The sequence below is a fragment of the Pseudomonas sp. TH34 genome (assembly GCF_016650865.1).
In the GTDB taxonomy this organism is placed as follows: Bacteria; Pseudomonadota; Gammaproteobacteria; order Pseudomonadales; family Pseudomonadaceae; genus Aquipseudomonas; species Aquipseudomonas yamanorum.
Genome location: NZ_JAEKFB010000001.1, coordinates 107,710 through 133,038 on the forward strand (window position 1 = coordinate 107,710; position 25,329 = coordinate 133,038).

A 25,329-nucleotide genomic window follows, 5' to 3' on the forward strand; every position below is an offset into this window, starting at 1 on the left:
AACGGGCTTGCTCGCGAATGCGGTGTGTCAGCCAACTCATCTGTCACTGATACACCGCTTTCGCGAGCAAGCCCGCTCCCACAATTGAACCGCATTGACCAGGAATGACATGCCCGCATTAAACGAAGAACGCCCCGACCCCGACGCCCTCCTCGCCCGGGTCCAGCAGGAAGAACAGGCCGCCTTGCGCGGCAAACTGCGTATCTACTTCGGCTCCAACGCCGGAGTGGGCAAGACCTGCGCCATGCTCGACGCGGCGCAACGGGAAGTCGGCCTGGGGCGCGACGTACTCGCCGGCGTGGTGGAAACCCACGGCCGCCAGGAAACCGCCGACCTGCTCAACGGTCTCGAACAACTGCCCCGGGCCCACCGTCTTCACCGCGACTTTGCCCTCACCGAATTCGACCTCGACGCCGCCCTGCAACGCCATCCCGCCGTGCTGCTGGTGGATGAACTGGCCCACAGCAACGTGCCCGGCTCACGCCACCCGAAACGCTGGCAAGACGTGGAAGAGCTGCTCAGCGCCGGCATCGATGTGTGGACCACCCTCAACGTCCAGCACCTGGAAAGCCTTAACGATCTGGTGAGTGGGATCATCGGCATTCGCGTGCGGGAAACCGTACCGGACCACGTGTTCGACAACGCCCACGAAGTGGTCGTGGTGGACCTGCCGCCGGATGATCTGCTGCAACGCTTGAAGGACGGCAAGGTGTACCTGGGTCCCCAAGCCGAGCGCGCTTCGCGGCACTTTTTTCGCAAGGGGAACCTGTTGGCCCTGCGGGAACTGGCCCTGCGCCGCACCGCCGACCGGGTCGACACGCAAATGCGCGTGTACCGCCGCGAACAATCGATCAAGACCCTGTGGCCCGCCCGCGAGCGATTGCTGGTAGGCGTGGCCGGTGACGCCGGCGATGAGCGTCTGGTGCGCGAAGCCGCGCGTCTGGCGCAAAAGCTCGAGGCGGACTGGATCGTGGTGCACGTCGCCTCCGCCCAGGGTCGCGGTGCCAAGCGTTATCTTACGGCGATGAAAACCCTGGCCCTGGCCAGCGAATTTGGCGCCGACACCGCTACGCTGCCGGGCATGGACGTCGCTGAAGCACTGGCCGCCTGCGCCCGGGAACACAACGCCAATCGCCTGGTACTCGGCCATCACCCGCGCCGGGCGTGGCGGTTCTGGCACCAGTCGGTGGGCGACCGGATCAGCCGACACCATCCGCAGATCGACCAGATTGTGATCGCCCATGGCGTACTGCCGGGCACTGTCCCGGTCATTGAAAAAACCGCGCCCGCCCCCGGCCGGACCCTCGCCTACCTCTGGGCCACCCTCGCCTGTTTCACCGCCAGCGCCATCGCCGCGCTGCTGCTTCAGGTGTTCGACCTGGCCAACGTGGTGATGCTGTTCCTGCTCACGGTGGTGCTGGTGGCCCTGCGGTTTGGACGCGGCCCCGGCGTGTGGGCAGCGATGCTCGCGGTGCTGTGTTTCGACTTCTTTTTCGTCCAGCCGCGCTACTCGTTTACCGTCAACGACACCCAGTATTTCTTCACCTTCGCGTTGATGCTCGGCATCGCGCTGATCACCGGGCAGCTCACCGCACGCCTGCGCCACGAAGCGCGCACCGCCGCCGCTCGAGAACGTCGCGCCACATCCCTGGCACGCCTGGCGCGGGACCTGTCGGCCGCGTTGACCGTGGAGCAGATCAGCGAAGTGGCATTGCGCACCTTCAGCGGCGTGTTCGAGGCACGGGTAGGCCTGGCCTTGCCGGACGCCGCCGACGGCGTGCACAGCGTGGGCGCAGGCGGGCTGCCGATCGACGACAGCATCGCCCAATGGACCTACGACCACGGCCAATCCGCCGGCCAGGGCACCGACACCTTGTCCGCCGCCAAGGGGTGCTATCTGCCACTCAAGGCCCCGATGCGCGTGCGCGGTGTGCTGGTGCTGGAACTGGCGCAAAGCGAACGCCTCAACGAGCCCGAAGAACGCCGCCTGCTGGAAGCCTGCATGAGCCAGCTGGCAATTGCCCTGGAGCGCGTGCACTTTGTCGAAGTGGCGCAAAGCACGTTGGTGCAGATGGAAGGCGAGAAGATGCGCAACACCTTGCTCGCGGCGATTTCCCACGACTTGCGCACGCCCTTGACCACCCTGATCGGCGCCGCCGACACCGCCCTGCCCCATGCGCCGCCGGGGCCGCTGACCGAGTTGCTGCACGGTATTCATGAGCAGGCGACCTCAATGCAACGCCTGATCGAAAACCTGCTGGACATGGCCCGCATGCAAGAGCGCGGCGTGCGGCTCAACCGGCAATGGCATTTGCTGGAAGAGATCGTCGGCAGCGCCCTGCGCCAGTTGCGTGAGCCACTGGCCCGGCATGTGGTGAATACGACGCTGGACCCGCAATTACCGCTGGTGGAAGTCGATGCGCTGCTGATCGAACGGGTGCTGGTCAACCTGCTGGACAACGCCGCCAAGTACACCCCGCCGGGCACGGTCATTACCGTGGCCGCCCGCGCCGTTTCGGACAACATCCTGCTGGAAGTCAGCGACACCGGCACGGGCAGCGCGCCGGCCAATCTGTTCGAACCGTTTGCCCGTGGCCAGCAGGAGTCCTCGGTCGCCGGGATCGGCCTGGGGCTGGCCCTGGCCAAACGCATCGTCGAAGCCCACGGCGGGCGCATCGAAGCCATGCCCGGCAGCGAGCGCGGCATGCATTTCGTCATCACTTTACCGGCGGGTACTCCGCCCCCAATGGACGCCCTATGAGCACTGCACGCATTCTGATTGTTGAAGACGAGGCCAATATCCGCCGTTTTGTCGGCATCGCCCTGCAGGACGAGGGCTTCCAGGTGTTCGAGGCCGACAGCGTCAAGCGCGCGTTGATCCACGCCTCCAGCCGCCAGCCGGACCTGGTGATCGTCGACCTCGGCCTGCCGGACGGCGACGGCAAACAGTTGATCAGCGAACTGCGGGGATGGCTGGCGGTGCCGATCCTGGTGTTGTCGGCGCGGGATCGCGAAGAGGAAAAAGTCGCCGCCCTGGACGCCGGCGCCGATGACTACCTGACCAAACCCTTCGGCGTGCCCGAGTTGCTGGCGCGCATCCGTGCGCAACTGCGTCGGCACGGGCAAACCGGCACCGTGGCGGCCACCAGCAAGGTGGCATTTGGCGAGATTGAGGTGGACCTGGCGACCCATGAAGTGTGGCGCCAAGGCCTGCCGGTGCACCTGACGCCCATCGAATACCGCCTGCTGTGCGCGATGATTCGCGGGCAGAGCCGGGTGCTCACCCATCGGCAGTTATTGCTTGAAGTGTGGGGACTGGACTACGTGGACCGCGCCCACTATCTGCGGGTGCATATGGCGCATCTGCGGCAGAAGCTGGAGGCCGACCCGGCCCAGCCGCAGTACTTCATCACCGAGTTGCAGGTGGGCTACCGACTGGTGGGCTTGTGAACAGATGCGCGGCGGCGAAATCGACAAACACGCGAATTTTCGGCGAGAGGTGCCGGCTGGATGGCCACAGGGCCCAGAACTGACCCTGGTCATCGGAATGGCCGTCGAGCACGGTTTCCAGCTGGCCCTCGGCGAGTGCTTCGCGGGCCAGGAAGTCCGGCACGTAGGCAATGCCATGGCCGTCCATCGCGGCGCGGAGCATGGCTTCCATGTTGTTCAGGGTCAGGGCGGTGGGCAGGCGCAATTGGGTGATGGCCGGGTTGGCGGATAAGGTCCAGTCCATGATTTTTCCGGTGGTGGCGAAGCGGTAACGCAAACACGGGTGATGCTCCAGGTCGTTCAGGGACTTTGGCCGGCCGTTGGCCCGCAGGTACTCGGGCGATGCGCACAGTACAAATCTGAACGGCCCCAGCTTGCGGGCCATCAGGGTCGAATCCGCCAGGCCGCCGCTGCGGATGACCACGTCGAAGCCCTCCTCTATCACATCCACCAGATGGTCGTTGAAATCCAGCTCCAGTTCGATCTCGGGGTAGGCTTTGCGGAACGCCATCATGTGCGGAAAGAGAAAGCGATAACCGATGGTGGGCAGGCTGACCCGCAGCTTGCCCCGGGGTGCCTGCATCGCATGGGAAAGCATGGCGCGGGCGTCTTGCAGATCGTCGAGAATTTTCCGACTGCGCTCGTAGAATAATTGGCCTTCGGCGGTGAGGCTGACCTTGCGGGTGCTGCGGTGCAACAGCCGCACACTCAGTGACGCCTCAAGCTTGGCGACATTCTTGCCCACCGCCGAGGCGGAAATCCCCATCGCCCGGGCTGCACCGGTGAAACTCAGGGCCTCTGCCGTTTTCACAAAGGCGATCACGGCGCTCAAGTTATCGGTCACGTCATTACATCCATACAGTCCGCTATGAACGGAATGTAAGCCCGTTTATCCTTGATTGCATCCTGATTAGAGTCTTTTAGTCTTCAGACTCACGGGAATGCCCCTATGAACACGACAACCGAATCTGTGGCCGCCCATGGCCGATATTCCATCCTGGCCGCGATTTGCCTGGCCGCCCTGGTATTGCCCATGAGCTTCACTGGCGGCGCCGTCGCCACGCCTTTTATCGGCCAGGCATTTGCTGCCCAGCCAAGCCAGCTGGCGTGGATCACCAACGCGTTCATGCTGAGTTTCGGCAGCCTGTTGATGGCCGCCGGCACCCTCGCCGACCTGTATGGGAGAAAGCGTCTGTTCTTGTGGGGCATGGCGCTGTTTACCCTGGTCTCCTTACAGCTGGCAGTGGCACCGGGAATTTTCTGGCTGGATGTGTTGCGTGGCGTGCAGGGCGTCGCGGCAGCTACGGCACTGGCCAGTGGCTGTGCGGCGCTAGCCCAGGAGTTTGACGGCCATGCCCGCACCCGCGCCTTCAGCTTGCTAGGCACAACGTTTGGTGCAGGCCTGGCGTTTGGGCCATTGCTGTCGGGGGTGCTGATCGAACACTGGGGCTGGCGCTCGATTTTTCTCGGCACTGCATTATTGGCCGGTATTTCGCTGCTGTTTGCCGCGCCCAAAATGCGTGAAAGCCGCGACCCGCAAGCGCTGCGGCTGGACACCGCTGGTGTACTGACGTTTTCCGCGATGCTGGTGGCCCTGACCACGGCGGTGATCCTCGCGCCGGAGCACGGCTGGACGTCGCCGCTGGTTGATGCCCTGCTGATCGCGGCGGCGGTGTCTTTGCTGGTGTTTGTCCTCGTCGAAAACCGCTCCAGCCAACCGATGCTGGAGCTACGGCTGTTTCGCTTCCCGCGTTTTATTGGCGTGCAGCTCCTGCCGATCGGTACCTGTTACTGCTACATCGTGCTGATCGTGTTGCTGCCCCTGCGGTTTATCGGTGTGGAAGGCGCTAGCGCGCTGGACGCGGGGTTGATGATGCTCGCGTTATCGGCACCGATGCTGGTGGTGCCGATGATCGCCGCGTCGCTGACCCGCTGGCTGCCGGCGGGTGTGTTGTGTGCTATTGGCTTGCTGATCGCGGCGTTGGGCCTGTGGGGATTAAGCCTGGCCGACCAGCCTGGACAGACTGTCGCTGCGATGCTGGTCATCGGAATCGGCACCGGGCTGCCGTGGGGCTTGATGGATGGTTTGGCGATCAGCGTGGTGCCCAAGGAGCGTGCGGGAATGGCGGCGGGGATTTTCAATACCACCCGCGTGGCCAGTGAAGGCGTGGCGCTGGCGATCACGATGGCGGTATTGGGCGCGTTGGTTGCGCACCACTTGCGCGGAAGCGCAGCGGCGGATGTTTCGGTGGTTGCCCAGGCGATGGTGATGGGCGATATCCTGCAGGCCGGCACAATAATTCCACTGGCCGAATTGCGAGCGGCCTACACGGCCGGGTTCAACACATTGCTACAACTACTGGCTGGTTTCACGCTGGTCACGTCCTTGGTGGTCTTTGTATTTTTACGGCGCCAGGGTGCGGCGGATGGAAGCGATATGAAGAAAATGGAAGAATGCGCGCATGACTATTCCAAAAAAATGGCGTGACCAATTCCCCAACGCCCTCATCGAGCCACAGACCATTGGCGAGTCGGGAGCCGACGTCTTCCGCCTGCTCCGTGACAACGGTGAGGACCTGTTCCTGAAATCCGAGCCCATCGGCCCACACGCCGAGTTGCCCGACGAGATCGAGCGGCTGCGCTGGCTCCAGCAATGGAACCTGCCAGGGCCTGGCGTGCTGGATGAGCTGACGGAAAACCATCGTCACTGGCTGCTGATGACCGCCGTGCCCGGGCAGGATCTGGCCAGCGCCAGCGACTTGTCTGCGCCGCAGGTCATTGCCCTGGTGGCGAGCGCACTGCGCAGCCTGCATCAGGTTCCGGTTGCACAGTGCCCGTTCGACCACTCACTGGAACACCGTATCGCGGCCGCCGGTAATCGTGTGAACGCAGGGTTGGTTGACGAGACCGACTTCGACGATAAACGCCTGGGCCGAACCGCCGTGGATGTGTTCGCCGAACTGCTGTCGACCCGCCCCACCGCACATGACCTGGTGGTGACCCACGGCGATGCCTGCCTGCCAAACTTCATGGCTGAGGGCGATCACTTCAGTGGTTTCATTGACTGCGGTCGCCTGGGCATCAGTGACCGTTATCAGGACCTTGCACTCGCGGCCCGCAGCATCGAGCGCAATCTCGGAGCGGCCTGGGTGGCGCCGTTCTTCGAGCAATACGGCGTCGAACCCGATGAGCAGCGCATCGCGTTCTACTGTTTGCTGGACGAGTTCTTCTAAACCCAAACCCCAGACAGCAAAAAGCCCGCTCAATGAGCGGGCTTTCCGTGGTACCTGGCGTTCAGCGTTCCAGGTGACCGAATATGGCGCAGCGGACGGGACTCGAACCCGCGACCCCCGGCGTGACAGGCCGGTATTCTAACCGACTGAACTACCGCTGCGCGTAACACATAAAGCGAATGGTGGGTGATGACGGGATCGAACCGCCGACATTCTGCTTGTAAGGCAGACGCTCTCCCAGCTGAGCTAATCACCCTTCACTTTCGGTGTGGGGCGCATTCTATAGCAATTTTTCGTAATGTCATGATTTAAATGCAATTTATTCAAAATATTTTGCCTTAGCCCCTGCGAACCCCGCAAAACCGGCGCTTTGGGCGCAAACGCGAGTCTATTGCGTTTGCACAAGCCTTGGCCCCACAATTAACAATTATTCTCAATAACACCTGGACCGCGCCTTATGTCTGTGGGTGAACCGCCGTTCCAACGGGAGATTACCGAGCTATACAGCGCGCATCACAGCTGGCTGTTCACTTGGTTGCGCCGAAAACTGGGCTGTACCCACAATGCCGCCGACGTGGCGCAGGACACCTTCGCGCGGATTTTGCACGCACGAGAGTCGGTGACCAGTATTCGCGAACCCCGCGCCTATTTGAGCACCACCGCCAGGCGGCTGGTCATCGACCAGGCCCGGCGCAAGCAGATTGAGCACGCCTATCTTCAGGAATTGATGCTGACGGTGGAAACCCTGGAGGGTTTCCAGTCGCCGGAACAGATCCACACCACCCTGGAAGCCCTAGAGCACATCGCTTTCATTCTTGAAGGCATGCACGACAACGTGCGTCAGGCGTTTGTGCTGTATTACCTCGAAGACCTGACCCAGCAGCAAATCGCCCGTCACCTGAAATTGTCGGAGCGTACGGTACGCAAGTATTTGATCCAGGCCCTGCTGCATTGCAGCCACAGCGTGGATATCTGAACCGCGCATGCCCGACTCCCGCCAACAGATCGACGAACAAGCCGCCGAATGGATGATTCGCCTGCACGAAGGCGAATTGAGCGAGGCCCAGCGCCAGGCGTTCGAGCGCTGGAAGCAGCAAGGACCGCAGCACGCAGCCTCAGCGGCGCGCATGGAAGACGTGATTGCGCGGATGCAGGCCCTGCGCGGGCAAAAAGCACCGGCGCGGGCGGCCTTGAGTGCGGCCTTTCCTCGGCATGGGAAAGCCCGCAAACGCTACATCCGAGCGCTCGTATTGGCCTGCAGCCTTGCCCTTCCCGCCGCGGCGCTCCTCTACAGCCCTTACCCGCAACAGTGGATGGCCGATGTACACAACGGCCCCGGCGAATGGAAAACCCTACACCTGGCGGACGGCTCCACGCTGACCTTGAACGGCATCAGTGCGGCGAACCTGCATTTCGACAGCCGGCAGCGGCGCATCGAATTGCTGCAAGGTGAGATCCTGGTGGAAGTGGCCCACGATGGCGACCGTCCGTTTGTGGTGCAGACGGCCCAGGGCTCCCTGCGTGCGCTGGGTACGCGGTTTGTGGTCAGGCGTGAAGGTGATGTCACCGTACTGAGCATGCTCGAATCCCGCGTTGCCGCCCAAAGCGCGAATGGCCAGCAGACGCTGGAAGTGGACGCAGGCTCGCAGGTGCGGCTCAGCAAGGATGCCGTGCGCCTCTCCGGCAGTATCGATACGGCGAGCATCAATGGGGCTTGGCGCCGCCATCAACTGGTGGTGGATAACCGACCGTTGCCGGAAGTGTTGGATGAGATCGCCCGCCACCGTTCGGGCCGCTTGCAGTTTGATCGAGCCGCACTGGCGAACCTCAAGGTCTCGGCGGTACTTCCCCTGGATGACACCGACCGCACCTTGCAGATGCTGGCTCAAACCCTGCCGATCACGCTGAAAACCTTTACGCCGTGGCTGATGATCGTCAGCCCGGATACCGAGAACAAAAAATAATTATCCAAATTGTTTCCGCTTTGTTTAAAGCTACCCGTCAAGGAAGGTATATCGATAACTAAAGGACTGCCATCGTCATGCCGCTCCCTTCCAAACCCCGCAGACGCCTGCTGAGCAGCGCGCCGCTGACCCTCACACTGCTCGCGACGACGTTATTGAATATCCACGTGGCACAGGCCGACACGGTAAACGTCGCGGTACAAGCCTACGACATACCCGCAGGGCCGCTGGGCGCCACACTTAACCAGTTTGCCCAGCAAGCGGGGGTGGCCATTGTGTTCCAGTCCCAGAACCTCCAAGGGCTGAATGGGCCAGGGCTGAAAGGCACTTATAGCGTGGACGCAGGGTTCGACAGGCTGTTACAGGGCAGCGGCTACCGCGTAATCAAAGGTGATCAGGTGTACGCGCTGGAAGCTAACCCCGCGGCTACCGACGCCATGGAACTGGGCCCGACGCAGGTAAGCGCCAACCAGTTGGGCAACGTCACCGAAGGTACTGATTCCTACACCCCAGGCAGCATCGCAACTGCGACGCGGCTGGTGTTGACCCCCAAGGAAACCCCGCAATCGGTGACCGTCGTCACCCGCAAGCACATGGATGACTTCGGCCTGAACAACGTCGACGACGTGATGCGCCATACCCCGGGCATTACCGTGTCGGCCTTCGACACCGATCGCACCAACTACTATGCCCGCGGTTTCTCCATCAACAACTTCCAGTACGACGGCATTCCTTCCACCGCGCGCAACGTCGCCTATTCGGCGGGCAATACCCTGAGCGACATGGCGATCTATGATCGGGTCGAAGTGCTTAAAGGCGCCACGGGCCTGCTGACCGGTGCCGGTTCGCTGGGTGCCACGATCAACCTGGTGCGCAAGAAACCTACGGCTGATTTCCAGGGCCATGCCAGCCTCGGCGCGGGCTCCTGGGATAACTATCGCAGCGAACTGGACGTCAGCGGCCCGATGACCGAAAGCGGCAACGTGCGTGGCCGGGCCGTCGCGGCGTATCAGGACAAGCGCTCGTTCATGGACCGTTACTCGCGCAAAAGCCCGGTGTACTACGGCATCATGGAATTCGACCTGTCCCCCGACACGATGCTGACCGTGGGCGGCGACTATCAGGACAGCCTGCCCACCGCCTCGAGCTGGTCCGGCAGCTTCCCGCTGATCAACGCCAATGGCGACCGCAATAGCGTAAAGCGCTCGTTCAACAACGCGGCCAACTGGAGCAGTTGGGAGCAATACACCCGCACCGCCTTCGCCATGCTCGAGCATGACTTGGGTAATGGCTGGGTCACCAAGTTGCAACTGGATCACAAGATCAACGGCTACCATGCGCTGATGGGCTCGATCCAGGGCGATGAGCCACGGGCAGATGGCACCGCCAAAATCACCTCGGGCAAATACACCGGGGAAACCGTCAGCGATTCCGCCGACTTGTATGCCAGCGGCCCGTTCAGCCTGGGCGGCCGCGAGCATGAACTGGTGGTGGGCGGGTCCATCGGCATTTCGGACTGGAACGGCAAGGGTTACTGGAACCTCACCCCCAACATGGTGGACTTCAATAACTGGCACGGCCACGCCACCCAACCCGATTGGGGCGCGCCGCAGCAATATACCGACGACACCATTCGCCAGACCGGCGCCTACATGACCACGCGCCTGAACCTCGCCGACGACCTGAAGCTGTTGCTCGGTGGCCGCGTGGTTAATTACCACCTGACCGGCAACAACCCGTCCTACCGCGAGACCGGACGCTTCGTACCGTACGTCGGCGTGGTCTACGACCTGAATGACACCTACTCGGTCTATGCCAGCTACACCGATATCTTCATGCCCCAGGAAAACTACAACCGCGACCGGCAAAACCAGTTGCTGGAGCCGGACGAAGGCCAAAACTACGAACTGGGCATGAAGGCTGATTTCTTCGATGGACGCCTGAACGCCAGCGCGGCGTACTTCGAGATCCATGAAAACAACCGCGCCGTTTCCGACGATGACTACAACAACCTGAAACCGACACCACAGAACTACGCCTACAAAGGCACCAAGGCCGTCACCAAGGGCTACGAGCTGGAAGTGTCCGGCGAGTTGAGCCCGGGCTGGCAGATTCAGGCCGGCTACACCCACAAGGTGGTGCGTGACGACCAGGACCAGAAGATTTCAACGTTTGAGCCTGAAGACCAGGTCAAGCTGTACACCACTTATAAGCTCAAAGGCGACCTGGACAAGCTGACCGTCGGCGGTGGCGTGCGCTGGCAAAGCGTGGGTTGGCAGGACATCTACAACAACCCTCATGGCGGTTATGAAGAATTCTCCCAGGAGGCGTACTGGCTGGTGGACCTGATGACCCGCTACCAGATCACCAAGAACGTGTCGGCGACACTGAACGTCAACAACATCTTCGACAAGTCCTACTACACCAACATCGGCTTCTATAACTCCGCCGCTTATGGCGAGCCACGTAACTTCATGGTCACCACCCGCTGGGATTTCTAAACCCCATAAAAAACGCCCCCGATCACGGCACATGATCGGGGGCGTTTTTCAGACTGGTGGTTTTGGCAAACCCCAGACAGCAAAAAGCCCGCTCAATGAGCGTAATGCTGTTCACTTAAGCGGAGCAGCCTTACGGTCTACTGGAAATCGGGTTTTTGAGATCTTCACCGTCCTTGGCCTCGAAGGCCTTGGACGGTGATCCAGAAACAATCCTCCGATACCTGCCCTTAACTCTGCCAATCGTCTCCCTGTCGCTGAAATCGGGTTGGCCGCAGCCATCACAATCAATTGCACCGCGATGTACTGACAAGCCGGTTTGAAACGGATGTCCGAGGGCGCTCGGCCAAACGCCACCGCTGCCTGACTGGCTTCCCGACGAATTACGTTGTAAGCCAGCAAAAGTCCCCACACCTCCTGATAAATCAGCTCGACTTTTTTGCTGCGCAAGGTCATAGCGTTCTGTTGCATCGAACTCTTGATGTCCCTGAAGCCCAGCTCGATCTCCCAGCGTTCCTGATAAAGCTTGGCAACGGCCTTGGTGTTGTAGGTCTCGGCCGGCAAGGACGTCATGACGGTCTTCACTTTGCCTTGCATTTCATAGCTGACTTCACGTACCTCCCAGTGCGATGGAAGGACCGGATTTCGCTTTCTGGCCTGCGGTGAGACTTTCATGCGCACCAAACGGTCATGCATGCTGTAACGGGCCACTTCCTCACAGACCAGTCCTTTTTTTGCCGGGATCAACCAATGACGGTGGGTGCCCGAACGGCTCAAACTCGACAGTAGCTCGGCGCCCCAGAACCCTTTGTCGAACAGCGTCACTGAGTGGTCGGGAATCTGCTGCAAAAACTCGTCGGCCAAGCGCATTTCACTGCGTCGGTAAGGGCTCAATTGAGCATCCAGGATCACATGCGAACGCACATTCATCAGCGCCACCAGGCGCAGCATGGGAAACGGTGTCTGGCGCTCACTCGGGGTGTTTCCCGATCCAAAGTGATCTCGCAGCTCGGGCGTATCCGGAGTGCGTAAAAGTGCACCGTCCACCGCGAATACCTGCAGGTCGTGCCAGGCATCATCGTCGTAGCGCTCCGCCCCCCATTGAGTACCGGTCTTGCGAAACAGCCACTCAACAGGATCGGCACCGAGCCGCTTTCGCGCCTCGGTCACACCGCTGCGGGCCAACAAGTGGTCAGAAGCCAGGCCTTGGGCGCAGATGTTCAAACGTCTGGCCACTTCGTGAACCGGCTCATCTCGAAATAGCGCCATCCCCAGTACCAACCAAAGCACTTGATCAGCGGGCAGGCGACGCCGGCGAATGGTGGCCTGACTGGAAAGATCCAGCGCAGACGCTACCCACTCAATGGGAATATTTTGGGTAAAGGTGCTCAGGTCGCAGAAGTTGAAAAGGTCGCCGAGGTCAAGCAGGTCCTGTTGAACAGACATAAAAAATCCGATGCCAGAGGTCTGGTATCGGATTTTCTAGGAAGCCCGGCGTGGGCTCAAATGCTTAAGTGAACAGCATTACGCTCAATGAGCGGGCTTTCCGTGGTACCTGGCGTTCAGCGTTCCAGGTGACCGAATATGGCGCAGCGGACGGGACTCGAACCCGCGACCCCCGGCGTGACAGGCCGGTATTCTAACCGACTGAACTACCGCTGCGCGTAACACTAAAAAGCGAATGGTGGGTGATGACGGGATCGAACCGCCGACATTCTGCTTGTAAGGCAGACGCTCTCCCAGCTGAGCTAATCACCCTTCACTTTCGGTGTGGCGCGCATTCTACGGAGCGACCCATGGTCTGGCAAGCACTTTCTTAAATAATTTTTTTCAGGCCTTCCAATGGCTTAGCGAGGGTTGGCCTATGACGCCATGAGGAGAATAATGCCCCCCTTTGTATATAAGGAGAGACTCACCCCATGTGGTTCAAAAACCTGCTTATCTATCGCCTGACCCAAGATCTGCCTGTTGATGCCGAGGCGTTGGAAACTGCACTGGCCACCAAACTGGCGCGCCCTTGTGCAAGCCAGGAGTTGACCACTTACGGTTTCGTCGCCCCTTTCGGTAAAGGCGAAGACGCGCCCCTGGTGCACGTCAGCGGTGATTTCCTGCTGATCGCTGCGCGCAAGGAAGAACGTATCCTGCCGGGCAGCGTAGTGCGTGACGCGGTGAAGGAAAAGGTCGAAGAGATCGAAGCCGAGCAAATGCGCAAGGTCTACAAAAAGGAACGCGACCAGATCAAGGATGAAATCATCCAGGCCTTCCTGCCGCGCGCGTTCATCCGTCGCTCGTCGACCTTCGCCGCCATCGCGCCGAAACAGGGCCTGATCCTGGTGAACTCCGCCAGCCCGAAACGTGCCGAAGACCTGCTGTCCACCCTGCGTGAAGTGATCGGCACCCTGCCGGTACGTCCGCTGACCGTGAAAACCGCGCCAACCGCCATCATGACCGACTGGGTCACCACCCAGAAACCGGCCGACGACTTCTTCGTCCTCGACGAATGCGAACTGCGCGACACCCACGAAGACGGCGGCATCGTGCGCTGCAAGCGCCAGGACCTGACCGGCGAAGAGATCCAGCTGCACCTGACCACCGGCAAAGTCGTGACCCAGTTGTCCCTGGCCTGGCAGGACAAGCTGTCCTTCATGCTGGACGACAAGATGACCGTCAAGCGCCTGAAGTTCGAAGACCTGCTGCAGGATCAGGCGGAACAGGACGGCGGCGACGAAGCGCTGGGCCAGCAGGACGCCAGCTTTACCCTGATGATGCTGACGTTTGGCGACTTCCTGCCGGCGTTGGTGGAAGCACTGGGTGGCGAAGAAACCCCACAAGGCATCTAAGTCTTAAGTGGGCACAGTCAATGTGGGAGCTGGCTTGCCTGCGATGCGGGCACCTCGGTTTATCAGTTAAACCCGGGTGATGCTATCGCAGGCAAGCCAGCTCCCACAGTTGATCGGGTTAGCACTTCCAGCATTCTAATAACAAGGACCAACCCCATGCGCGCACTCGCCGCCTTGAGCCGTTTCGTCGGCAATACCTTCGCCTACTGGGTGCTGATTTTTGCCGTGGTTGCGTTCCTGCAACCGGCCTGGTTTATCGGTCTGAAAGGCGCCATCGTGCCGCTGTTGGGCCTGGTGATGTTCGGCATGGGGCTGACCCTCAAACTTGAAGATTTCGCTGAAGTCGCGCGCCACCCGTGGCGCGTGGCATTGGGTGTGGTCGCGCACTTCGTGATCATGCCCGGCGTGGCCTGGCTGCTGTGCCAGGTCTTTCACCTGCCGCCGGAAATTGCCGTCGGCGTAATCCTCGTCGGCTGCTGCCCGAGCGGTACGTCCTCCAACGTCATGACCTGGCTGGCCCGGGGCGACCTGGCGCTGTCGGTGGCCATCGCCGCCGTCACTACCCTCCTCGCCCCGCTGCTGACGCCCGCACTGATCTGGCTGCTGGCCTCTGCCTGGTTGCCGGTGTCGTTCATGGAGTTGTTCTGGTCGATTCTGCAAGTGGTGCTGTTACCGATCGTGCTCGGAGTGGTGGCGCAGCGGTTGCTGGGCGCCCGGGTACGGCACGCGGTGGAGGTGTTGCCGCTGGTGTCGGTGATCAGCATCGTGGCGATCGTCGCCGCCGTGGTGGCGGCAAGCCAGGCGAAGATTGCCGAGTCGGGCCTGCTGATCATGGCGGTGGTGATCCTGCATAACACCTTTGGTTTCCTGCTGGGTTACTTCACCGGCCGCGTGTTCGGCCTGCCACTGGCGCAACGCAAATCCCTGGCGCTGGAAGTGGGCATGCAGAACTCCGGCTTGGGCGCCGCCTTGGCAAGCGCGCATTTCTCGCCACTGGCGGCGGTGCCGAGTGCGCTGTTCAGCGTCTGGCACAATATTTCCGGGGCGTTGTTGGCGACGTACTTCCGGCGGATGAGCGAAAAGGAAGATCGCGAACTGTTGGCGAGCAAGTCAGAAACTTGATCACCTGATCAATATTCGGCACTCTACCGGGCTTCGCGGGGACGACCTCGCGACGCTATCGTGCGATTAATCAGGGGACGACCCCACCTAAGAAGGGAGGTCATCATGTCCTGGATCATTCTGTTTTTTGCCGGACTGTTTGAAGTCGGTTGGGCCGTCGGACTGAAGTACACCGACGGTTTCAGCAAGCCACTGCCCACGGCCCTGACGATTGCCGCCATGGCCGTCAGCCTCGGGCTGCTGGGGCTGGCCATGAAGGAACTGCCGCTGGGCACCGCCTATGCCATCTGGACCGGAGTCGGTGCGGTGGGCACGGTGATTGCCGGGATTATCCTGTTCGGGGAATCCATGGCGTTGTTTCGCCTGGCCAGTGTGGCGTTGATTATCTGTGGGCTTATTGGGCTCAAGATCAGCGCTTAGGCACCAGATCGTTCCCACGCTCTGCGTGGGAACGCATCCTGTGACGCTCCGCGTCACGACTCTAAAAGCGGACGCAGAGCGTCCTCGGCGGCATTCCCACGCAGAGCGTGGGAACGATCAACTACCTGACACTCCCGCGCAATTCCCCCACCACCCCATGCAACGCCTCGGGCGTCGCCGCCTCTACCGTCACCGGCGCGCCGGCCACCAAGGTCACCCGCGACCAGATCCGGTGAAAGAAGCCCTTGTTCGGATCGCGACTGAAGAAACTCCCCCACAGCCCCTGCAACGCCATCGGAATCACCGGCACCGGCGTCTCTTCAAGAATTCGCGTCACCCCACCGCGGAACTCGTTCATCTCGCCATCGGAGGTCAATTTGCCTTCCGGAAAGATACACACCAGCTCACCGTCCTTCAGGTAGTGGGCAATCCGCTGGAACGCTTTTTCGTAAATCTGGATGTCCTCATGCCGCCCGGCTATCGGAATCGCCCCGGCAGTACGGAAGATAAAGTTCAGCACCGGCAAGTTGTAGATCTTGTAGTACATGACAAAGCGAATCGGCCGACGCACCGAACCGGCAATCAACAGCGCATCGACAAACGACACGTGATTGCACACCAGCAATGCCGCGCCCTCGTCCGGGATCAGCTCGAGGTTCTTATGCTCGACCCGGTACATGGAGTGGCCGAGCAGCCAGATCATGAAACGCATGGTGAACTCGGGCACGATCTTGAAGATGTAGGCGTTGACGGCGATGTTCAGCAGCGACACCACCAGGAACAACTCGGGGATCGACAGCTTGGCCACGCTCAGCAGCAGGATCGACACAATCGCCGAGACCACCATGAACAGCGCGTTGAGGATGTTGTTGGCCGCGATCACCCGCGCTCGCTCGTTCTCGGCGGTACGCGACTGGATCAGTGCGTACAGCGGCACGATATAGAAACCGCCAAATACACCGAGGCCGAGGATATCGAACAACACCCACCACGCCTGGCCGTAGCTCAGCACCGCGATCCAGTCGTTGGCCTGTATGTTCTGCGGGAACCCGCCGGAATGCCACCACAGCAGCAGGCCGAACACGGTCAAACCGAACGAGCCGAACGGCACCAGGCCGATCTCGACTTTGCGCCCGGAGAGCTTCTCGCACAGCATCGAACCCAGAGCGATGCCCACCGAGAACACCGTGAGGATCAGCGTGACCACGGTCTCGTCGCCGTACATCCATTCCTTGGCATAGGCCGGGATTTGCGTCAGGTAGATCGCGCCGACAAACCAGAACCACGAGTTGCCGACAATCGAGCGCGACACCGCCGGCGTCTGCCCCAGGCCCAGCTTCAAGGTGGCCCAGGACTGGCTGAAGATATTCCAGTTCAGGCGCATCTCGGGGCTGGACGCCGCCGCGCGGGGAATGCTGCGGCTGGCCAGGTAACCCAGCACCGCGATGCCGACGATGGCGGTGGAGACCACCGGCGCGTAATGGGTGGAGGACATCATGATCCCGGCGCCGATGGTGCCGGCCAGAATCGCGAGGAACGTGCCCATCTCCACCAGGCCGTTGCCGCCCACCAGCTCATCTTCGTGCAGGGCCTGGGGCATGATCGAGTACTTCACCGGCCCGAATAGCGCCGAGTGCGTGCCCATGGCGAACAGCGCCAGCAGCATCAGCTCCAGGTGGTTGAACATGAAGCCCACCGCGCCCACCGACATGATCACGATCTCGCCGATCTTGATCACCCGGATCAGCGCGTCCTTGTTGAACTTCTCGCCGAATTGCCCGGCCAGGGCCGAGAACAGGAAGAACGGCAGGATAAACAGCAAGGCGCAGAGGTTGACCCAGATGGAGCGGTCGCCCTCGATGGTCAGCTTGTAGAGAATCGCCAGGATCAACGACTGCTTGAAGATGTTGTCGTTGAACGCCCCAAGGGACTGGGTAATGAAGAACGGCAGGAAGCGCCGTTTGCGCAGCAAAGTGAATTGCGAGGGGTGGCTCATCGTCCGTGTTCCTGCGTGGCCTGAAGACTGTTATTGGTTTTTCCAGGCCACGACTTTACCTAATCCTGCTTACTTATTCGCTAGTCCTGCAATGCACGGCGATACAAAAAGCTCACCTTTATAGGCACCTTGCACCGTGCGCTTGGCAACGATCAGCCACATCAAGGCCAACGCTGCCACCAGCACACTGCCGACGATGCTGAAAAAGCCCAGGTGCAAGGTGCTCGCCAGTTTCAGCGTCGCCAGCGAGTACACACCCAATGGGAAGGTGAAGCCCCACCAGCCAAGGTTGAACGGAATGCCGGCCCGCAGGTAACGCACGGTGATGAGCACCGCGATCAGCATCCACCACAAGCCGAAGCCCCACAGGGTGATCCCCGCTACCAGACCAATGCCGTTGGCCATCTCGCCGACGCCGGGCAAGCCATTTGCCGCAAAGATGGCCGGTGCATCACTGCCCAGCACCAACATGCCCAGGGCGCCGGTACCGATGGGGCCGAGGGCCAGCCAGCTCGACGCGGCCATATTGGCGTGAGGCAGTTTATGCAGGGCCATGCGCAGCATCAGGATGGTCAGGATGCTGAACGCCACCGGCAGGGAAAACGCCCATAACACGTAGCTGGTCACCAGCATCACCAGTTGCGAATGGGCATCGGCCAGGTGCGGCGCCAGCAGGCCACCGCTGGCGGCGGCGACTTCAGCGGCCACCACCGGCAGCAGCCAAACGGCGGTCATCTGGTCGATGCTGTGTTCCTGGCGGGTGAACATCATGAACGGTATCAACACCCCGCAGGCCAGGGCCATCGCCACGTCCAGCCACCACAGCACTTCGGCCAGTTGCACCACGCCATCACCCCAGCGCGGCAGGCCGAATACCAGGAAGCCATTGATGATGGTCGCCAGGCCCATGGGAATGGTGCCGAAGAACATCGACACCGTGGAGTGCCCGAAAATGCGCCGCGCCTCGTGGAAAAACATCACCCAGCGCGCCGCGTACAACACACTGAACAGCACAAACAGGCCGATGGTAAACAGCCACAGCCCTTCGGCCACGGCGTGCAGCCCCGGCAGGTTGACCGGCAATTGCGCCAGCGCCAACGCCAGCACCCCGGTGCCCATGGTGGCGGCAAACCAGTTGGGGGTGAACTGGCGAATCACTTCCCGGGGACGGGCCAGGTGACTGAAGGGTTTCAAGCTGCTGCTGTGAAGCGTATTCGGGCAAGTCATGGTGTATTCCTCTTCCTCGCATGAGGTTGAGACCATGGTAGAACCGAATCGAATATCTATATAACGGGTAATATCTCTAACTGTTATCTGTTTTGTAGATATACGATTAAACGCTGCCTTCGGATTCAATCACCAGAATCCGTGCCGGGCCCTGTGGATGGGCCACATGCTCGGTGCCGACGCTGGCGTAGAATATGTCACCGACCTGCAGTAACGCCATCTGCTCGGTGCCGTTTTCGCGGTAGTGCATCTGCACCTGGCCATCGAGCACCACGAACACCTCCTCCCCGTCATTCACGTGCCAGCGGTACGGCTGGTCGGTCCAGTGCAACCGGGTGGTGATGCCGTTCATGTTGGCGATGTCCAGCGCCTCCCAGGCGCGGCTGCCGGTGAAGTCCTTGCTGCGGATGATCTTCATGTGTGAATCCCAAGGCGTACGGGTGGCGAATTATTACCGAATCAATTACCCGCCGTCGCCCTGCTCCGCGCCAAATCCTGCAATAGCAACGCCACCAACGCGCCGAGCGCCAATACGATCAGCACCACGCCGTAACCGTCGGTGGTGGCGATCAAACCGAAGGTGCGCGTCAAGTTGCCCGCCAACAACGACGGCACGCAGAACGCCAGGTAACTCAGCACATAGAACGCTGACATCAAACCCGCTCGCTCATGGGGCAAGGCCAACGGTAAAACGCTGCGCAGTGCGCCGAGGAACCCCGAGCCGAAGCCGCCGCCGGCGATCAGTGTGGCAATGAAAAACAGCGGCAGGCTGGCGCTGTGGACGGCCGTGAGGATCAGCGCGACACCCACCGCCAGCAGCACGGCGCCCAACCGCAGGACCTTGTCCGCCGGGCGGTTGCGCAGGCTGAAAATCATCACCGCACCGCTCAGCGTCAACACCGCGACCAGCCCGCCGCCAATCAGGTTCGAGGTGGACCCGGTGGCCGCTCGTACCAGCGAGGGCGCCAGGGACAGGTAAAAGCCGCCCATGGCCCACACCGCTACATCCACCGGCAATGAGATCCACAACGCACGACGCGCCTGGGGTGGCACATGCAAGGTAGGCCACAGCGAGGCCAGCGCGCCAGGCATCCGGCTGACTGTTTCCGGCAGGCGCCAGACGTACAACGCTTGGAGGATCATCAACACGAGCAGGGTCCAATAAATCAACGTCGTCGGCATCGGCGCGAACTCCACCAGCAGGCTGCAACCCATGGCGCCACAGGCCATGCCCAACAAAGGCGCTACGCTGTTGATCAACGGACCTTGCTGGCGGTCAGTGTCGAGCAACGCGGCGCCCAATACGGCGGTGGCCATGCCGGTGGCAAAGCCTTGTACCGTGCGAGCGGCAATCAGCCAGCCGACGCTGTCGGCATTGATAAACAGTAGCATCGCCAGCATATCGAGGAGCAGCGCGGCAAAAATCACCGGCTTGCGCCCCAGATGGTCCGACAGTGAACCTACGGTCAGCAGGGCAGCCAGCAGGCTCAAGGCGTAGATGCCGAATACCAGGGTCAACATTGCTGCCGAAAAATGCAGGCCTTCCTGATAGAGGTGGTACAACGGCGTCGGCGCGCTGGAGGCGGCGAGAAACGTGAGCAAGGTGATCGCGAGGAACACCAGGCTGGAACGATGGGAAGTAACGCTGGACATGGGCACGCTCCGCTAAAGCTAATATTTTGCTTTTGCGGAGTGTGCTACTGGATGGCGCTTAAAGCAAATTCTTTGTGTTAAGGTTTTACGCATGGCGATAAAAGAAGGGCTCCGCCCGGGGGGCCGTAGTGCCCGGGTTCAGGAATCAGTGCATTCGGCTGTGCGCGAATTGCTCGAAGAGCAGGACCGTTCCAGCGTGACCGTGCCGCAGATAGCGACGCGCGCCGGGGTTACGCCCTCGACTATCTACCGCCGTTGGGGTGACCTTGCTGCGCTGTTGGCGGATGTCGCCATGGCTCGTCTGCGGCCGGACAGTGAGCCGGCCAACACTGGCAGCCTGCGTGGCGACCTGCGGGCCTGGGGTGAGCAATATCGCGATGAGATGAGTTCGGATCTTGGCCGGGAGATGATGCGCGATGTGCAATGCAGTCAGGCGCCGGGGTATTGCGTGGGGATTCTCACCGGGCAGTTGGAGACGATCCTGGATCGCTATCCGGGCGATGCTGAAACTGCCCCCAGCGTGGATCGGCTGATCAACCTGATCGTCGCGCCCACCGTGTTTCGCAGTTTGTTTTCTACTGCGCCGTTGGAGGTTGAAGAGCTGCATGAGTTGATTGAGTTGGCTTTGCGGGGGTGAGGTGGGTTGTGGGTTTGGGTGTATATCCGTTGCTGCGGTAACGGCCGCCTATGGTTCCGCTCTTACAGCGGCTCACTTTTGAACAGCGCAAAAGTAAGCAAAACGCTCTTGCCCCACCACTCGGCACCTCGCCTAGGCTCGGTGTGCCCTCACTCCGGCTTTGGACCGTGGGCCGCCGTCATGGGCCATCCCTGGCCCAGGACGGCTAACCCGGCGTCCTGCCGGGTTACCCACGCTCCAAAGCCTGCGTTCGGCCAGCGTGGTTTAACGGGGCGCCTAAGATCAAGATCAACAGCAAGAGCACAGCGGCCTACCGGCCGGCTTGAGTGTTGTGAAGCAAAAGCCAAATCAAAAGCTAAAGCGGGCACGGTCAAATGTGGGAGCTGGCTTGCCTGCGATAGCATCAACTGGGTGTACCTGATGCACCGAGGTGTCTGCATCGCAGGCAAGCCAGCTCCCACAGAAAAGCAGAGCTGCTTTCGCTCTGGCTCTGGCTTTTGATCTGGCTTCTAACACTCAAGCCGGCCGGTAGGCCGCTGTGCTCTGCTTTTGATCTGCTTTTGATTCTGATCTTCGGGCCCCGTCAACCACGATGGCCGCAAGTAGGCACGGTGGAGCGGGTAAATCGGCAGGGATGCCGATTTAGCCGCGCCGGGCCATGGATGGCCCGTCGCGGCGGCCCGCGGAACCGGGCCGGAGTGCGGGCATGCCGAGCCTAGGCGAGGCACCGAGTGGTGGGGCAAAGACCTTTTGGTTACTTTTGGGGCGTTTGCCAAAAGTGACCCGCTGTAAGAGCGGAACCATAAGCAGCCGTTACCTAAATAACGGATATGTACTCCCCCCCAAAATCCCAAAAAAACGGCCTCATCTGGAGGCCGTTTCTCATTACATCTAAACGCTTAGGTGCGCATCCCACGCCCACTCACCAGCAACCGCGCACACCCCACATACAGCACCACCGTCGCCACCAGCATAAACGTGATCGCCACACTGATCTTGATATCCGAAACACCCAAGATGCCATAGCGAAAAGCGTTAACCATATGCAAAACCGGGTTAGCCAACGACACCGTCTGCCAGAACGGCGGCAGCAAGGTGATCGAATAAAACACCCCACCCAGGTACGTCAACGGCGTCAGCACAAAGGTCGGAATAATCGAAATATCATCAAAGTTGCGCGCAAACACCGCGTTGATGAACCCCAGCAACGAAAAGATCGTCGCCGTCAGCACCACCACCAGCAAGGTGATCCCCAGGTGATGCACCTGCAAATGGGTAAAGAACAACGACAGCAGCGTCACAATCACCCCGACCATCAACCCACGCAGCACGCCGCCCAGGGTGTAGCCGATCAGAATCGTATGGGGCGACACCGGCGACACCATCAATTCCTCGATGGACCGCTGGAACTTGCTACCAAAAAAGCTCGACACCACGTTGCCATAGGAGTTGGTAATCACCGACATCATGATCAACCCCGGCACGATGTACTCCATATAGGTGAAGCCACCCATATCACCGATCTGCCGACCAATCAGGTTGCCGAAGATCACAAAGTACAAAACCATGGTGATCGCCGGCGGCAGCAGGGTTTGCGGCCAGATCCGGGTGAAGCGTTTCACTTCGCGGTAGACGATGGTCTGCAGCGCGACGAGGTTGGGTTGCAGTTCCGAACTCATACCGCCACCTTCGCCAGATTTTTCTCCACCAGGGACACGAACAACTCCTCAAGGCGATTGGTTTTGTTACGCAGGCTCAGCACTTCGATGTTCTGGGTGGCCAACTGGCCGAACAACGCGGTGATGCCCACGGCTTTGTCTACCTGAACTTCCAGGGTGTGGCTGTCCACCAGGCGATTCGGGTAGCCGATCAGCTGGGGCGCAACCGTCATGTCGTTTTTCAGGTCGAGCAGGAAGGTCTCGACGTGCAACTGGCTCAGCAAGTTACGCATGCTGGTGTTTTCGACGATGGTGCCGTGGTCGATGATGCCGATGTTGCGGCACAGCTGCTCAGCCTCTTCCAGGTAGTGGGTGGTGAGGATGATGGTGATGCCTTTCTGGTTCAGCTCGGTGAGGAAGGTCCACATCGAGCGACGCAGTTCGATGTCCACACCCGCCGTCGGTTCGTCGAGGATCAGCAGGCGCGGTTCGTGAACCAGGGCGCGGGCGATCATCAGGCGGCGCTTCATGCCGCCAGACAGGGAGCGTGAAGGCACGTCGCGCTTGTCCCACAACCCCAGTTGGGTGAGGTATTGCTCGGCACGTTCCTTGGCGATCTTCGGCGGGATGCCGTAGTAACCGGCTTGGGTCACAACGATGTCGAAGGTCTTTTCAAACTGGTTGAAGTTGAACTCCTGGGGCACCACGCCAATGCTGCGCTTGAGCGCCGCCGGGGATTTATCCAGGTCGTGGCCAAAGATGTTCACTGTACCGGTGGTCTTGTTGACCAGGGTCGAGAGAATGCCGATGGTGGTGGATTTGCCGGCGCCGTTAGGGCCGAGCAAGGCGAAGAAATCACCTTCGGCAACGTCCAGATCGATACCACTCAGGGCCTGGAAACCGTTGCCGTAGGTTTTGGTTAGCTGCCGGATGGACAGAGCGGAACTCATATCGGATTACGCACCAAAGAAGAGGAATAGGATTGTTACATGAGGGCGGACCGCACGGAATACAACGGCTGCGCGTGACAAGCATGGTGCTTGTCCGCGCCGCACAAGTACAGTCACCCGTATTAATAGTGGGTATCAGGTCAACGCGGTCATGACCGCTTTTTGATAGGCCGGACGCTGGCGCAGGCGCTGGTACCAGGCCTCCAGGTTCGGCATCGACGGGCGTTCGATGGGCATCTCGAACCAGGCATAGATGAAACAGCCCAAGGGAATATCACCCATGCCGATCTCTTTGCCGGAGAGGTAAGGTTGCGTCGCCAAGGCCTGATCCACCGTCTGCAATACGTCGATGCAAGCCTGGCGACCAGCGTTGATGGTGTCCCAGTTCTGCTTTTCGGCAGGGGTGCGAAGTACGCCCCAGAACACGGTCCTGAAAGGGTCGGCGAGGGTAGAGGTGGTCCAGTCCATCCACTTTTCGGCGTTGGCGCGGGCTTGCAGGTCGCTCGGGTACCAGTTCGAATCCGGCGCATGCTTGGCGGCCAGATAGCGCACGATGGTGTTGGACTCCCAGAGCACAAAGTCGCCATCTTCAATCATCGGCACGCGGCCATTGGGGTTCAGCGCGCGGTATTGCGGCGTGTCGACCACACCAAAAGCCCCGCCCGCATCAATTGCCTCATAGTCCAGGCCGAGCTCCTCGGCGCACCACAGTGCTTTCCTGACGTTTGACGAATTTTTACGACCCCAGATTTTCAGCATGACCGCCCCGATTTTGAAAAAGATGGTTGGATGAATGCCGAGGCAGCATACGCCGGATCACGCCCGGCTTAAATCACTCTGCATGTCGCCCAACAGGATCGGCATCTGCTCGCCAAACAGGTGCGGGTAACATTTCTGAATGTGAGCGAAGAAGAATTCCTCGGGCACTTCGGCGAATTGCCCATGGTCCACCACGTACTCCATGGAACGCTGGCCCTTGCGGTTGAAGGCGTGGAAAACACTGTCGTGGATGCCGTCGAACTCCAGGGGTGGCACGTCGAACAGTTCACACAGTTGCTGGTTGAATGCGGGCGTGGCCTTGACCCAACGGCCATCCAGATACAGCTCGGTGTAGCCGTGCATGGCAAATACGTCACTTCTGAGCAGCTCGATCAAACGGGGCGTCGAGAGGTGGTTGCGCACGTCGGCCAGGCCGATGCGTGCCGGAATGCCACAGTGCCTTGCGCACGCCGCCAATAGCGTCGCCTTGGGCACGCAATAACTCTCGCCGGCCGCCAGGGCGAAGCTGCCGCTGAGGGTTTGCGGGTCACGGCTGAAGGTGTAAGGGTTGTAGCGCACCGCCTCGCGCACAGCGTAGTAAAGACTGACTGCCTGGTCACTGAGCGCGGCACTCGAACCGCGATGTTTTTCGGCGAACTCCACCACCGCAGGGTGGTCACTATCGATGAAGCGGCCGGGATTCAAGTACGCATTCATGAGGTTAATCTCCGAGGCAAGCCTTGAGTCTAACCACAGGCCTGCACCTGGGATAACGACGATTCGGCCAAATGTCGGCGCTTGGTGCTGATCTTTGCCGGCACACCACGTAACACCCTCGTCACCGCGCTTTTTCGGATGCCGACTAAGCTCAGAGGTGATTTCG

At 60.6% G+C, this 25,329-nt stretch carries 21 protein-coding genes and 4 tRNA genes; 11 read left to right on the forward strand and 14 right to left on the reverse strand.

Annotation, left to right across the window (positions count from 1 at the left end):
* Positions 1–109: 109 nt before the first annotated feature.
* Complete coding sequence (locus tag JFU58_RS00455) at positions 110–2,761, forward strand: sensor histidine kinase (protein WP_201139674.1); 2,652 nt, start codon at positions 110–112, stop codon at positions 2,759–2,761.
* On the forward strand, positions 2,758–3,450 hold the full coding sequence (locus JFU58_RS00460) for a response regulator (protein ID WP_010166411.1): 693 nt from the start codon (positions 2,758–2,760) through the stop codon (positions 3,448–3,450). Before JFU58_RS00455 ends, JFU58_RS00460 begins: the two co-directional genes overlap by 4 nt.
* Here JFU58_RS00460 and JFU58_RS00465 read toward each other — a convergent pair.
* Complete coding sequence (locus tag JFU58_RS00465) at positions 3,410–4,333, reverse strand: LysR substrate-binding domain-containing protein (protein WP_201139675.1); 924 nt, start codon at positions 4,331–4,333, stop codon at positions 3,410–3,412. The genes JFU58_RS00460 and JFU58_RS00465 overlap by 41 nt on opposite strands.
* 105 nt (positions 4,334–4,438) lie before the next feature.
* On the opposite strand from JFU58_RS00465, the gene JFU58_RS00470 reads away from it, so the two are divergent.
* Entirely contained in the window at positions 4,439–5,977 is a 1,539-nt protein-coding gene (locus tag JFU58_RS00470; RefSeq protein ID WP_242488182.1) for an MFS transporter, read from the forward strand.
* Positions 5,952–6,722, forward strand: coding sequence for an APH(3')-II family aminoglycoside O-phosphotransferase (locus tag JFU58_RS00475; RefSeq protein WP_177026589.1), 771 nt, complete (start codon positions 5,952–5,954; stop codon positions 6,720–6,722). Before JFU58_RS00470 ends, JFU58_RS00475 begins: the two co-directional genes overlap by 26 nt.
* Positions 6,723–6,806: 84 nt before the next feature.
* Here JFU58_RS00475 and JFU58_RS00480 read toward each other — a convergent pair.
* Both JFU58_RS00480 and JFU58_RS00485 read right to left on the reverse strand, forming a co-directional pair.
* Positions 6,807–6,883, reverse strand: a tRNA-Asp gene (locus JFU58_RS00480).
* Positions 6,884–6,902: 19 nt separating this feature from the next.
* Positions 6,903–6,978: transfer RNA gene (locus JFU58_RS00485), tRNA-Val, on the reverse strand.
* A 201-nt stretch (positions 6,979–7,179) separates the two neighbouring features.
* Between JFU58_RS00485 and JFU58_RS00490 the strand changes: the two genes are divergently transcribed.
* The 3 genes from JFU58_RS00490 to JFU58_RS00500 all read left to right on the forward strand — a co-directional run bounded on the left by JFU58_RS00490 (position 7,180) and on the right by JFU58_RS00500 (position 11,187).
* Positions 7,180–7,698: a sigma-70 family RNA polymerase sigma factor gene (locus tag JFU58_RS00490; protein ID WP_201139676.1), complete on the forward strand. Its 519-nt coding sequence runs from the start codon at positions 7,180–7,182 to the stop codon at positions 7,696–7,698.
* 7 nt (positions 7,699–7,705) lie between these two features.
* The gene (locus tag JFU58_RS00495; RefSeq protein WP_201139677.1) at positions 7,706–8,686 is read left to right on the forward strand and encodes a FecR family protein; all 981 of its coding nucleotides are present in this window, start codon (positions 7,706–7,708) and stop codon (positions 8,684–8,686) included.
* A 77-nt stretch (positions 8,687–8,763) separates the two neighbouring features.
* On the forward strand, positions 8,764–11,187 hold the full coding sequence (locus JFU58_RS00500) for a TonB-dependent siderophore receptor (protein WP_201139678.1): 2,424 nt from the start codon (positions 8,764–8,766) through the stop codon (positions 11,185–11,187).
* Positions 11,188–11,298: 111 nt separating this feature from the next.
* Here the strand turns inward: JFU58_RS00500 and JFU58_RS00505 are convergent, their stop codons facing one another.
* The 3 genes from JFU58_RS00505 to JFU58_RS00515 all read right to left on the reverse strand — a co-directional run bounded on the left by JFU58_RS00505 (position 11,299) and on the right by JFU58_RS00515 (position 12,942).
* On the reverse strand, positions 11,299–12,630 hold the full coding sequence (locus tag JFU58_RS00505; protein WP_201139679.1) for an IS4 family transposase: 1,332 nt from the start codon (positions 12,628–12,630) through the stop codon (positions 11,299–11,301).
* Positions 12,631–12,769: 139 nt separating this feature from the next.
* Positions 12,770–12,846, reverse strand: a tRNA-Asp gene (locus JFU58_RS00510).
* Between the two features lie 20 nt (positions 12,847–12,866).
* A tRNA-Val gene (locus JFU58_RS00515) sits at positions 12,867–12,942 on the reverse strand.
* A 161-nt stretch (positions 12,943–13,103) separates the two neighbouring features.
* On the opposite strand from JFU58_RS00515, the gene rdgC reads away from it, so the two are divergent.
* From rdgC to sugE, 3 genes are all read left to right on the forward strand, one after another.
* A complete protein-coding gene (gene rdgC, locus JFU58_RS00520) occupies positions 13,104–14,024 on the forward strand; it encodes a recombination-associated protein RdgC (protein ID WP_008430455.1) in 921 nt (306 codons plus the stop codon).
* A 156-nt stretch (positions 14,025–14,180) separates the two neighbouring features.
* Positions 14,181–15,146, forward strand: a complete 966-nt coding sequence (locus JFU58_RS00525; RefSeq protein ID WP_063028291.1) for a bile acid:sodium symporter family protein — start codon at positions 14,181–14,183, stop codon at positions 15,144–15,146.
* A gap of 105 nt (positions 15,147–15,251) precedes the next feature.
* Positions 15,252–15,566, forward strand: coding sequence for a quaternary ammonium compound efflux SMR transporter SugE (gene sugE / locus JFU58_RS00530; RefSeq protein ID WP_003190128.1), 315 nt, complete (start codon positions 15,252–15,254; stop codon positions 15,564–15,566).
* A 121-nt stretch (positions 15,567–15,687) separates the two neighbouring features.
* Here sugE and JFU58_RS00535 read toward each other — a convergent pair whose 3' ends face one another.
* The 4 genes from JFU58_RS00535 to JFU58_RS00550 form a co-directional block, all read right to left on the reverse strand.
* Positions 15,688–17,562, reverse strand: coding sequence for an MFS transporter (locus JFU58_RS00535; protein ID WP_201139680.1), 1,875 nt, complete (start codon positions 17,560–17,562; stop codon positions 15,688–15,690).
* A gap of 69 nt (positions 17,563–17,631) precedes the next feature.
* A complete protein-coding gene (locus JFU58_RS00540) occupies positions 17,632–18,789 on the reverse strand; it encodes a TDT family transporter (RefSeq protein ID WP_063028287.1) in 1,158 nt (385 codons plus the stop codon).
* 106 nt (positions 18,790–18,895) lie between these two features.
* Positions 18,896–19,207: a cupin gene (locus JFU58_RS00545; protein ID WP_063028285.1), complete on the reverse strand. Its 312-nt coding sequence runs from the start codon at positions 19,205–19,207 to the stop codon at positions 18,896–18,898.
* 41 nt (positions 19,208–19,248) lie between these two features.
* On the reverse strand, positions 19,249–20,442 hold the full coding sequence (locus JFU58_RS00550) for an MFS transporter (RefSeq protein WP_093207638.1): 1,194 nt from the start codon (positions 20,440–20,442) through the stop codon (positions 19,249–19,251).
* Between the two features lie 91 nt (positions 20,443–20,533).
* Between JFU58_RS00550 and JFU58_RS00555 the strand changes: the two genes are divergently transcribed.
* Positions 20,534–21,079 (forward strand): TetR/AcrR family transcriptional regulator, encoded by a 546-nt coding sequence (locus tag JFU58_RS00555; RefSeq protein ID WP_063028281.1) that lies wholly within the window; start codon positions 20,534–20,536, stop codon positions 21,077–21,079.
* 899 nt (positions 21,080–21,978) lie between these two features.
* On the opposite strand, the gene JFU58_RS00560 is transcribed toward JFU58_RS00555, so the two are convergent.
* The 4 genes from JFU58_RS00560 to JFU58_RS00575 all read right to left on the reverse strand — a co-directional run bounded on the left by JFU58_RS00560 (position 21,979) and on the right by JFU58_RS00575 (position 25,163).
* The gene (locus JFU58_RS00560; RefSeq protein WP_003217229.1) at positions 21,979–22,758 is read right to left on the reverse strand and encodes an ABC transporter permease; all 780 of its coding nucleotides are present in this window, start codon (positions 22,756–22,758) and stop codon (positions 21,979–21,981) included.
* Positions 22,755–23,687 carry an ABC transporter ATP-binding protein gene (locus JFU58_RS00565; protein ID WP_017480239.1) on the reverse strand — a complete coding sequence of 311 codons (933 nt, stop codon included), beginning with the start codon at positions 23,685–23,687 and terminating at the stop codon, positions 22,755–22,757. The genes JFU58_RS00560 and JFU58_RS00565 overlap by 4 nt, the downstream gene beginning before the upstream one ends.
* A 135-nt stretch (positions 23,688–23,822) precedes the next feature.
* Positions 23,823–24,446, reverse strand: a complete 624-nt coding sequence (locus JFU58_RS00570) for a glutathione S-transferase family protein (RefSeq protein WP_201139681.1) — start codon at positions 24,444–24,446, stop codon at positions 23,823–23,825.
* 57 nt (positions 24,447–24,503) lie between these two features.
* Positions 24,504–25,163, reverse strand: coding sequence for a transglutaminase-like domain-containing protein (locus JFU58_RS00575; protein WP_063028277.1), 660 nt, complete (start codon positions 25,161–25,163; stop codon positions 24,504–24,506).
* Positions 25,164–25,329: the final 166 nt, after the last annotated feature.

What these genes read in the sequence shown, in the direction of transcription:
- JFU58_RS00455 (WP_201139674.1), top strand. Translation starts at nt 110, where the DNA reads ATGCCCGCATTAAACGAAGAACGCCCCGACCCCGACGCCCTCCTCGCC.
- rdgC (WP_008430455.1), top strand. Translation starts at nt 13,104, where the DNA reads ATGTGGTTCAAAAACCTGCTTATCTATCGCCTGACCCAAGATCTGCCT.
- JFU58_RS00570 (WP_201139681.1), bottom strand. Translation starts at nt 24,446, where the DNA reads ATGCTGAAAATCTGGGGTCGTAAAAATTCGTCAAACGTCAGGAAAGCA.
- JFU58_RS00575 (WP_063028277.1), bottom strand. Translation starts at nt 25,163, where the DNA reads ATGAATGCGTACTTGAATCCCGGCCGCTTCATCGATAGTGACCACCCT.
- JFU58_RS00560 (WP_003217229.1), bottom strand. Translation starts at nt 22,758, where the DNA reads ATGAGTTCGGAACTGCAACCCAACCTCGTCGCGCTGCAGACCATCGTC.
- JFU58_RS00535 (WP_201139680.1), bottom strand. Translation starts at nt 17,562, where the DNA reads ATGAGCCACCCCTCGCAATTCACTTTGCTGCGCAAACGGCGCTTCCTG.
- JFU58_RS00540 (WP_063028287.1), bottom strand. Translation starts at nt 18,789, where the DNA reads ATGACTTGCCCGAATACGCTTCACAGCAGCAGCTTGAAACCCTTCAGT.
- JFU58_RS00545 (WP_063028285.1), bottom strand. Translation starts at nt 19,207, where the DNA reads ATGAAGATCATCCGCAGCAAGGACTTCACCGGCAGCCGCGCCTGGGAG.
- JFU58_RS00565 (WP_017480239.1), bottom strand. Translation starts at nt 23,687, where the DNA reads ATGAGTTCCGCTCTGTCCATCCGGCAGCTAACCAAAACCTACGGCAAC.
- sugE (WP_003190128.1), top strand. Translation starts at nt 15,252, where the DNA reads ATGTCCTGGATCATTCTGTTTTTTGCCGGACTGTTTGAAGTCGGTTGG.
- JFU58_RS00500 (WP_201139678.1), top strand. Translation starts at nt 8,764, where the DNA reads ATGCCGCTCCCTTCCAAACCCCGCAGACGCCTGCTGAGCAGCGCGCCG.
- JFU58_RS00470 (WP_242488182.1), top strand. Translation starts at nt 4,439, where the DNA reads ATGAACACGACAACCGAATCTGTGGCCGCCCATGGCCGATATTCCATC.
- JFU58_RS00460 (WP_010166411.1), top strand. Translation starts at nt 2,758, where the DNA reads ATGAGCACTGCACGCATTCTGATTGTTGAAGACGAGGCCAATATCCGC.
- JFU58_RS00475 (WP_177026589.1), top strand. Translation starts at nt 5,952, where the DNA reads ATGACTATTCCAAAAAAATGGCGTGACCAATTCCCCAACGCCCTCATC.
- JFU58_RS00495 (WP_201139677.1), top strand. Translation starts at nt 7,706, where the DNA reads ATGCCCGACTCCCGCCAACAGATCGACGAACAAGCCGCCGAATGGATG.
- JFU58_RS00490 (WP_201139676.1), top strand. Translation starts at nt 7,180, where the DNA reads ATGTCTGTGGGTGAACCGCCGTTCCAACGGGAGATTACCGAGCTATAC.
- JFU58_RS00525 (WP_063028291.1), top strand. Translation starts at nt 14,181, where the DNA reads ATGCGCGCACTCGCCGCCTTGAGCCGTTTCGTCGGCAATACCTTCGCC.
- JFU58_RS00550 (WP_093207638.1), bottom strand. Translation starts at nt 20,442, where the DNA reads ATGTCCAGCGTTACTTCCCATCGTTCCAGCCTGGTGTTCCTCGCGATC.
- JFU58_RS00555 (WP_063028281.1), top strand. Translation starts at nt 20,534, where the DNA reads ATGGCGATAAAAGAAGGGCTCCGCCCGGGGGGCCGTAGTGCCCGGGTT.
- JFU58_RS00505 (WP_201139679.1), bottom strand. Translation starts at nt 12,630, where the DNA reads ATGTCTGTTCAACAGGACCTGCTTGACCTCGGCGACCTTTTCAACTTC.